Annotated in this window: 1 rRNA gene; it reads right to left on the bottom strand. The window is 51.5% G+C overall.

What is annotated here, in order from left to right:
- Positions 1–39 precede the first annotated feature (39 nt).
- Positions 40–2,930: ribosomal RNA gene (locus R7O12_RS23540) — 23S ribosomal RNA — on the bottom strand.
- Between the last annotated feature and the right edge of the window lie 28 nt (positions 2,931–2,958).

The following is a 2,958-nucleotide window of genomic DNA, read 5'->3' as shown; positions in this document are numbered from 1 at the left end:
GTTCTTTCATTGAGTCCATCAAAACCCCTTGGGTGTTGTATGGTTAAGCCTCACGGGCAATTAGTACAGGTTAGCTCAACGCCTCACAACGCTTACACACCCTGCCTATCAACGTCGTAGTCTACGACAACCCTTTAGGATACTTAAAGTATCAGGGAGAACTCATCTCAAGGCTCGCTTCCCGCTTAGATGCTTTCAGCGGTTATCGATCCCGAACTTAGCTACCGGGCAATGCGTCTGGCGACACAACCCGAACACCAGAGGTTCGTCCACTCCGGTCCTCTCGTACTAGGAGCAGCCCCTTTCAATTCTCCAACGCCCACGGCAGATAGGGACCGAACTGTCTCACGACGTTCTAAACCCAGCTCGCGTACCACTTTAAATGGCGAACAGCCATACCCTTGGGACCGACTTCAGCCCCAGGATGTGATGAGCCGACATCGAGGTGCCAAACACCGCCGTCGATATGAACTCTTGGGCGGTATCAGCCTGTTATCCCCGGAGTACCTTTTATCCGTTGAGCGATGGCCCTTCCATTCAGAACCACCGGATCACTATGACCTGCTTTCGCACCTGCTCGAATTGTCATTCTCGCAGTCAAGCGGGCTTATGCCATTGCACTAACCTCACGATGTCCAACCGTGATTAGCCCACCTTCGTGCTCCTCCGTTACGCTTTGGGAGGAGACCGCCCCAGTCAAACTACCCACCAGGCACTGTCCGCAACCCCGATAAGGGGTCGACGTTAGAACATCAACACTACAAGGGTGGTATTTCAAGGACGGCTCCACGCAATCTAGCGACTGCGCTTCAAAGCCTCCCACCTATCCTACACATGTAGGGTCAATGTTCAGTGCCAAGCTGTAGTAAAGGTTCACGGGGTCTTTCCGTCTAGCCGCGGGTACACTGCATCTTCACAGCGATTTCAATTTCACTGAGTCTCGGGTGGAGACAGCGTGGCCATCATTACGCCATTCGTGCAGGTCGGAACTTACCCGACAAGGAATTTCGCTACCTTAGGACCGTTATAGTTACGGCCGCCGTTTACCGGGGCTTCGATCAAGAGCTTCGACCGAAGTCTAACCCCATCAATTAACCTTCCGGCACCGGGCAGGCGTCACACCGTATACGTCATCTTGCGATTTTGCACAGTGCTGTGTTTTTAATAAACAGTTGCAGCCACCTGGTATCTGCGACTCTCAATAGCTCCATCCGCGAGGGACTTCACCGTCGAGAGCGTACCTTCTCCCGAAGTTACGGTACCATTTTGCCTAGTTCCTTCACCCGAGTTCTCTCAAGCGCCTTGGTATTCTCTACCCGACCACCTGTGTCGGTTTGGGGTACGATTCCTTACAATCTGAAGCTTAGAGGCTTTTCCTGGAAGCATGGCATCAATGACTTCACATCCGTAGATGCTCGACGTCGTGTCTCAGCCTTAAGAGAAACCGGATTTACCTAATTTCTCAGCCTACGCACTTGAACCTGGACAACCGTCGCCAGGCCCACCTAGCCTTCTCCGTCCCCCCATCGCAATTGTAAGAAGTACGGGAATATTAACCCGTTTCCCATCGACTACGCCTTTCGGCCTCGCCTTAGGGGTCGACTTACCCTGCCCCGATTAACGTTGGACAGGAACCCTTGGTCTTCCGGCGAGGAGGTTTTTCACCCCCTTTATCGTTACTCATGTCAGCATTCGCACTTCTGATACGTCCAGCATGCGTTACCACACACCTTCAACCGCTTACAGAACGCTCCCCTACCCAATATACAAAAGTATATTGCCGCAGCTTCGGTTTACTACTTAGCCCCGTTACATCTTCCGCGCAGGCCGACTCGACCAGTGAGCTATTACGCTTTCTTTAAATGATGGCTGCTTCTAAGCCAACATCCTGGCTGTCTGAGCCTTCCCACATCGTTTCCCACTTAGTAGTAATTTGGGACCTTAGCTGGCGGTCTGGGTTGTTTCCCTCTCCACGACGGACGTTAGCACCCGCCGTGTGTCTCCCGGATAGTACTTACTGGTATTCGGAGTTTGCAAAGGGTTGGTAAGTCGGGATGACCCCCTAGCCTTAACAGTGCTCTACCCCCAGTAGTATTCGTCCGAGGCGCTACCTAAATAGCTTTCGGGGAGAACCAGCTATCTCCAGGTTTGATTGGCCTTTCACCCCTAGCCACAAGTCATCCGCTAATTTTTCAACATTAGTCGGTTCGGTCCTCCAGTTGATGTTACTCAACCTTCAACCTGCCCATGGCTAGATCACCTGGTTTCGGGTCTATATCCAGAGACTGAACGCCCAGTTAAGACTCGGTTTCCCTACGGCTCCCCTAGATGGTTAACCTTGCCACTGAATATAAGTCGCTGACCCATTATACAAAAGGTACGCAGTCACAGGACAAAGCCTGCTCCTACTGCTTGTACGTACACGGTTTCAGGTTCTATTTCACTCCCCTCACAGGGGTTCTTTTCGCCTTTCCCTCACGGTACTGGTTCACTATCGGTCAGTCAGTAGTATTTAGCCTTGGAGGATGGTCCCCCCATATTCAGACAGGATATCACGTGTCCCGCCCTACTCGATTTCACTGAACACACGTCGTCAACTACGGGACTATCACCCTGTATCGTCGGCCTTTCCAGGCTGTTCGTCTAACGCGTGTAAAGCTTAAGGGCTAGTCCAATTTCGCTCGCCGCTACTTTCGGAATCTCGGTTGATTTCTTTTCCTCGGGGTACTTAGATGTTTCAGTTCCCCCGGTTCGCCCTGTTGAGCTATGTATTCACTCAACAGTAATACCTTATGGTATTGGGTTTCCCCATTCGGAAATCCCAGACTCAAATGGTTTTTACTACCTAATCTGGGCTTATCGCAAGTTAATACGTCCTTCATCGCCTCTGACTGCCAAGGCATCCACCGTGTACGCTTAGTCACTTAACCATACAACCCGAAGGAGTTTCGAGTTGAT

This window comes from Vibrio sp. Vb1574 (assembly GCF_033338675.1).
The sequence above is the reverse complement of the archived record's forward strand: the minus strand, read 5'-3'. Positions and strand labels throughout refer to the sequence as shown.